The organism is Sporolactobacillus inulinus (assembly GCF_006539285.1).
Lineage (GTDB): Bacteria > Bacillota > Bacilli > Bacillales > Sporolactobacillaceae > Sporolactobacillus > Sporolactobacillus inulinus.
Genome location: NZ_BJMS01000017.1, coordinates 39,658 through 46,497, shown reverse-complemented (window position 1 = coordinate 46,497; position 6,840 = coordinate 39,658). Strand labels below are relative to the sequence as shown.

Sequence of the window (6,840 nt, the reverse complement as noted above, 5' to 3'; positions counted from 1 at the left end):
CTTTTTGCCCGGAACGGCTCACTGAGCGATGCGGGCAACCGCCTTCGTGATTTTTTCCTTAATTGTTCCATCGAGAATCTTTGGAATATCTTCGAGCTGCAGCTCATGCGTGATTAGTGTTTCTACATCAATTCGATTTGTCATGATCTGTATCGCATCCTGCATGGCATGAGGATTAATAAATGCACCTTTTATCGTTAATTCCTTAAAAAAGACATCATAAGCGTTTATTTGGATCGAAGCTTCGGGATCAGCGACGCCGAACATCAATACCTGTCCACCGCGGCGTGCCAAGGCGATCGCGCGTTCCTGAGTTGCTGTAACACCGACACATTCAATCACCAGATCATAGGTTTCTCCATGTTCCTCCTTCTCTGGATTAAACACGTCATCGGCACCAATTTGCTTGAGCAGCTCAACCTTTTTCGGATTCCGGCCGCTGACGGCAACCTTCTTAAGTCCCATACTTGCCAGGATTGCCGTGAAGATCTGTCCCATAAAGCCATCGCCAACGACGCAAGCGGTATAATGGGGCCTGATCATTAACTCATGAATGCCGTGAACCGCACAGCTGACCGGTTCCACCATTGCAGCAGCTCTTAATGAGAGGCTGTCTGGAATCGGATAGACGTTTGTTTCCGGTACGTTCACGAATTCGGCCATACCGCCGTCTCGTGTGACGCCGACTGCTTGATTGTTTTCGCAAAGCTGAGGACGGCCTTCATGGCAGAAATGGCATAATCCACATGGGATATTGGGGTCGATCGCAACGCGGTCACCGACGTTTAAAGTGCTGTGAACCTCTGATCCAAGTTCGGCAATAACTCCGGAAACTTCATGTCCGAGAACAACCGGCATGTTGGCATCGCCTGAACCGGGAAGCCCCTTGTACAAATGTTTGTCTGTGCCGCAAACACCAACATAGCTGACTTTTACTTTAATTTCATGATTTTTTAATAGAGCTGCAGGACGATCCTGTATTTCCATATGTTCCTTTTTAGTTAAAACAAGTGCTTTCATAGTAAAAAAACTCCTTTCCTATTAGGCACGCACGATGCGAATTTGGGCGTAAAATAGACTATTAATTACCCTTTTAACAGGACTAATCCTGTCTATCCTCCGATTTTTTTCTGCGGTTCTGCTCTTTCTTCAGAAGGAGCAATTGGGCAAATGAAGTTCTAAGCACCCGGCGCGCCTGTGTGGCTGTTTGACGTACCTGTCTGGTCTTCTGTTCGAGCTCTTGATCTGAAAAATGCGAGAGTTTTTTTTGTATTTCAACCGTGTGAATATAACTGCCCTTAACCAAATTGTAAGTTGATTTTCCGGCAACATCGATGCCGTGTCCAATTTTTTTGCCGGATGGCTCTTTGCTGAAATCGACAAGTTGATTGACCATTTTTTCACTGACATGCTGATCCCAAAAGGTAATTAGCGGTCCGGCAAAGAACGAAATAATAATTGTTGCGAGGCCAATCGGTCCGCCCATGATCAATGCGCCGATCATAAAAGCGATATCCTGTACGATACGGCAATAGAGATAGCGGATATTCAGCCGCGTTGATGCAATCGGGGCGAGTGCATCGTAAGGAGCGACACCGAGGTCTGCGGTCATGTAGAGTGATGTACCGAGTGTAAAGACCAGCAAACCAAGTATACCGTTTATGATCGATGTCAGCAGGGTTGGCTGATAGTGGAACATGGTCGAATACAGAGTTGAGAACCAATCGATCAGGAAACCGGCAAGCACCATATTAAAAACGGTTCCGATTCCGATCTTTTTTCGATCAAGGAGAAGGACAAAGATGATGATCACAATATTCGCCAGCAGTTGATAGACGCCCAAGCTTAAATGCAGTTTGTCTGATATGCCAAGATTAATTGCAGTAAATGGATCAAGCCCGACATTGCCGACTTTGCATAGTGTCGCACCCAGTGCGAGGATGGCTACGCCGACGAGAGAAACTAAAGATCTAATGATGCGTTCAAAAAACTGATGCGGATGCGTTTCTTCTTCAATCACAAAATTTCCTCCAATTTTTTTTGCTCTATGCTGTTGTCAAAAGCTAAAACGATTCGATGTCTCATCGATTCCGCAGTTCCTACGGATCAATGAGTGACAATTATGAAATTTATTTCCGAGCGGTAGTTCTCTATTAATTCTTTCAATAACTCATTCTTTTGTCAAGGACATCGTTAGCCGAGCGGCACGGGTAAGGGCGAATAAACACGCGTGAAAAGTTTTTTTCATTGACCTTGGTTCCCGGTTCTATTCGATAGAATGTGCTTTTTGACCACACCTCATCCGAGATAAAAATATGAGAAAAATTTCACAAAAATATTGTGATGAGAATATTATGTAATCGCATACAAAACGATCAGCCAGGAGGAATAAACGATGAGAATAGTGATTGCTGGGGCCGGCGCAATGGGGAGCCGTTTTGGATTAATGCTGTACAATGCGGGGAACGATGTCATTTTGATTGATAAATGGCGCGACCATGTTGAAGCAATTAAAAAAAACGGATTAAGCGCGAACATCAATGGCCAACGGAGTACAACACGAATGCCCATTTTCTATCCTGATGAAATAGCGTCAAACAGCAAGCCGGCCGATCTAATCATCATGTTTACAAAGGCCATTCAGCTGGAAGACATGCTTCAATCCATTAAACCGCTTTTGGGATTGGAAACGATGGTCCTTTGTTTGCTCAATGGCTTGGGGCATGAGGATACGCTCGCGCGTTATGTGCCCCAAAAAAACATCCTGCTCGGTATTACGATGTGGACGGCGGGATTGGAAGGACCGGGAAAGGTAAAGCTATTTGGAACCGGGGAAGTAGAATTACAAAATATTGATGCTGAGGGAGAAAAGAACGCCAAAAAAATTGTTGCCGAATTGAGAAATGCCGGTCTAAACGGGGTTTACAGCAGCAATGTGAAGTATTCTGTTTGGCGAAAAGCGTGTGTGAATGGGACATTGAACAGCACGTGTACGATTTTGAACGCAAACATTAGCGAACTTGGCGCGACAACCGAAGCTATTCCGATTCTTAAAGCCATTATCAGTGAATTTACTGCAGTTGCGGCAAAAGAGCATGTCATTCTCGATCAAAAGGAAATTTTGCAGCATGTGGTTGAGACTTTTGATCCGAACGGGATTGGCCTTCACTATCCATCCATGCATCAGGATCTGATCAAAAATAATCGTTTGACAGAAATTGATTATATTAATGGCGCTGTTGCCAGAAAAGGCGAGGATTACGGCGTACCGACACCTTATTGTGCCTTATTGACAGAATTGATTCATGCGAAGGAACAAATCCTTAAAGCGAAGTAGCTGAAGCCCATGATTCATAAAGGGGGAATTGATGATGACGGAATATGAAGAACGGCTTACCACGAAAGTTTTTATAAATAAAGTATTATCGGGAACAGCGTTAGGGATCATTGTCGGTCTGATCCCTAACGCGGTACTTTGTGCGATTCTTAATTTGTTTGGCGATAATAGCATCGCACTTTTTATTTCCCACGCGGTTGTTGTTTTTCAAGTCGCGACGCCGCTGCTTATCGGTGCGTTAATCGCTGTGCAATTCAAATTCAGTCCGATGAATATGGCGGTTGTTGCTGGTGCGGCTTATGTGGGATCAGGTGTCACGCAGTTCTCACCGGCCATTACCAACAATGCGACTCATGCGGTGGGCGGCTATCTAAGCACCGGGACCGGAGATCTGATTAATACAATGATTACGGCAGCGATCGCAGTGCTTATGGTGCTTTGGATCGGGAATAAATTCGGGTCGGTGAGCATCGTGCTTTCACCGATTGTTATTGGCGGGGGTGCCGGTATTATTGGCTTGATTCTGCTGCCTTACGTTTCCTACATTACGACATCATTGGGCAGAATCATTAATGCCTTTACAACACTTCAACCCATTTTGATGAGCATCTTGATTGCCTGCTCATTTGCGATTCTCATTATTTCGCCAATCTCGACCGTTGCAATTGGAATGGCAATTCAACTGAATGGTGTATCCGCGGGTGCTGCAGCCATGGGTGTTGCTGTAACGACGATCGTTCTGGTTATTCATTCGTGGCGAGTGAATAAATCCGGAGTGACCCTGGCAATTGCGTTAGGGGCAATGAAAATGATGATGCCGAATTTGTTCCGACATCCGATTATCCTGCTTCCTATTCTAACCACTGCCGTTGTCAGCGCCGTCCCAGTTGCAGTGTTCGGAGTATCCGGTGTTCCCTCATCCGCCGGGTTCGGTCTCGTCGGCCTGGTAGGCCCACTTGCCTCGATTACCGCCGGCCTTAATCTCTGGCTTGCCGTCGTCGTTTGGTTCATCATCCCGATCATTGCCGGCCTTCTCGTACAGTTTGTGTTTGAAAAACTATTGCACCTATATAAAAAAGAAAAAGTATTCCATTATCTCGGATGATGTAGCGATAAAAGTGCAGCTGTGCGGCGCCCTAAGATGCGGGCGATACGAATCACCACAACCAAGCATGACTGTTATTAAATAGAATACGTTTATAGGGTGTCTCAAGGGTCGATCACGATGAGACACCCTTCGCTTATCCCTTTTTGGGACAGTCCCTTTTTGATTATGTGCCAATGATGCAACGTGATTTCATCTCTTAATCAGAATACAAAACAAATATGAGACATATATCTATTAATGTGATATACTTGAATGACTGATAGGGGCGGTTGTATGGTGTTTTTTTTAAAACGCTCCGTTGAAAACGCTCTCTTTACTGGCGCGGATCAGCACTATTTTAGGGGTAAAGGAGAAACCAATGGACACAAACTATTTGGATTTGCTCGCTGAAAAGTATGATCGTGAAGAAAAAGTTGTGACCGAGCTGATAAACCTTGAGGCGATATTGAATTTGCCTAAGGGAACAGAGCATTTCGTCAGTGACTTGCACGGAGAATATGACGCGTTTCAACAGGTACTTCGGAACGGTTCCGGCAACGTGAAACAGAAAATCAGTGATTTATTTAAAAATTGGACGCAAGACGAAACGGATGATTTTGCTACCCTCGTTTATTACCCGGAGGAAAAGCTTCAACTTGTACGAAAGACGCTTCATCAAGATTCCTTCAATACCTGGCTTAAGACAACGATTGAACGAATGGTTAAACTGACCGCGTTTGCGTCCACGAAATATACAAGATCCAAGGTGCGCAAAGCGCTGCCAAAGCATTTTGTCTACATTATCGAGGAACTCCTCTACAAAACGGACGAATTCTCTAATAAAAAAGAGTATTACTCCAAAATTATTAATCGGATTATTTCATTAGGTCAGGCAAGTAAATTGATCATCGGACTTGCGTATACCATACAGCGACTGGTTGTCGATCATCTCCATGTTGTCGGCGACATTTATGATCGCGGACCATACCCGGATCGAATTATGGATACGCTGATGCACTACCACTCTGCGGATATTCAGTGGGGCAATCATGACGTGCTTTGGATGGGGGCTTATGCAGGTTCAAAAGTATGTCTTGCCAACTTGATTCGGATTTGTGCCCGTTATAATAACCTTGATATTATTGAGGATGTCTATGGAATCAACCTGATCCCTTTGCTCAATCTTGCGGATAAGTATTACCATGATCGGCAATCATTTCAGCCAAAAGTCATGCGTGAGGACCAACTCTCGGAAGAAGAACGGCTGCAAATCACGAAGATTCATCAAGCGATTGCAATCATTCAATTTAAATTAGAAATGCAAATTATGAAACGTCGTCCGGAGTTTCAGATGGAGCATCGAATGCTTCTCGAACACGTCGATTTTGAAAAGCAAACCATTGACCTGAATGGGAAGCGCTACCCACTCAAGGATACCTGCTTTGCAACAGTCGATCCAATTGATCCGGGCAGGCTGCTTGACGAGGAGACGCAGGTGATCAATAGACTGCTCTATGCGATGCAGCATTCTGAAAAGCTGGCGAGGCATATGAACTTTTTAGTCACTAAAGGGAGCCTCTATCTGAACTATAATGGGAATCTGCTCATTCACGGCTGCATTCCGCTTAATGAAGATGGGAGTATGCGGCAGATGACGGTTCAAGGAAAGCATCTGTCCGGCAAACAGCTGCTTGATGCATTTGAACACTTCGTACGTGAAAGTTTCGCAAAGCCTCAGGAAACGGATGATTTTGCAACGGATATGTTCTGGTACCTATGGACCGGTGAGAACTCATCACTGTTTGGCAAGAAGGAAATGACAACTTTTGAACGTTACTTCATTGAAGATAAATCAACTCATGTGGAGCAAAAAAATCCTTACTATACGTTACGTGAACAGGAACATGTCTGCCGAAACATTTTGCGTGAATTTGGTCTTGATCCTGATGAAGGGCACATCATCAACGGGCATACTCCGGTTGAAGAACGGAACGGAGAAAATCCAATTAAAGCAAACGGCAAAATGATTGTTATTGATGGCGGCTTTTCTAAAGCATATCAGCCAAAAACCGGGATAGCTGGGTACACACTGCTTTACAATTCCTATGGGATGCAACTCGTCGCGCATAAACATTTTCATTCAAAAGAAGACGTTCTGATTAACGGAACCGATGTGCTTTCGGTACGGCGGCTGGTTGATCGAAAATTGAGACGGAAAAAGGTTCGAGAAACCAATGTTGGTCGTGAACTGATGAAGCAAATTGCTGTGCTGGACCAATTACTCTTTTATAAATATCAAAAAAAGGCGCGCATTCAAACGGACCGTTCCAATGAACGTTTCTTGGTTTAAACGAAAAGTCCAAACAAGGCTCGATGGTCTTGTTTGGACTTTTTTTTACACTGAAACGAGTGTACG

Annotated in this window: 5 protein-coding genes; 3 read left to right on the top strand and 2 right to left on the bottom strand. The window is 44.5% G+C overall.

Annotated features, from left to right (window positions below; genetic code table 11):
- Positions 1-18 precede the first annotated feature (18 nt).
- Positions 19-1,020 (bottom strand): zinc-dependent alcohol dehydrogenase family protein, encoded by a 1,002-nt coding sequence (locus SIN01_RS03690; protein WP_010026662.1) that lies wholly within the window; start codon positions 1,018-1,020, stop codon positions 19-21.
- 82 nt (positions 1,021-1,102) lie between these two features.
- Positions 1,103-2,020 carry a YczE/YyaS/YitT family protein gene (locus tag SIN01_RS03685; RefSeq protein WP_010026663.1) on the bottom strand — a complete coding sequence of 306 codons (918 nt, stop codon included), beginning with the start codon at positions 2,018-2,020 and terminating at the stop codon, positions 1,103-1,105.
- A 375-nt stretch (positions 2,021-2,395) separates the two neighbouring features.
- Here SIN01_RS03685 and SIN01_RS03680 point away from each other — a divergent pair, with 375 nt between their 5' ends.
- From SIN01_RS03680 to SIN01_RS03670, 3 genes are all read left to right on the top strand, one after another.
- Positions 2,396-3,337 (top strand): 2-dehydropantoate 2-reductase, encoded by a 942-nt coding sequence (locus SIN01_RS03680; RefSeq protein WP_047034786.1) that lies wholly within the window; start codon positions 2,396-2,398, stop codon positions 3,335-3,337.
- A gap of 31 nt (positions 3,338-3,368) precedes the next feature.
- On the top strand, positions 3,369-4,442 hold the full coding sequence (locus tag SIN01_RS03675; protein WP_373864393.1) for a PTS sugar transporter subunit IIC: 1,074 nt from the start codon (positions 3,369-3,371) through the stop codon (positions 4,440-4,442).
- Between the two features lie 361 nt (positions 4,443-4,803).
- Complete coding sequence (locus SIN01_RS03670; protein ID WP_010023187.1) at positions 4,804-6,774, top strand: fructose-1,6-bisphosphatase; 1,971 nt, start codon at positions 4,804-4,806, stop codon at positions 6,772-6,774.
- Positions 6,775-6,840 lie beyond the last annotated feature (66 nt).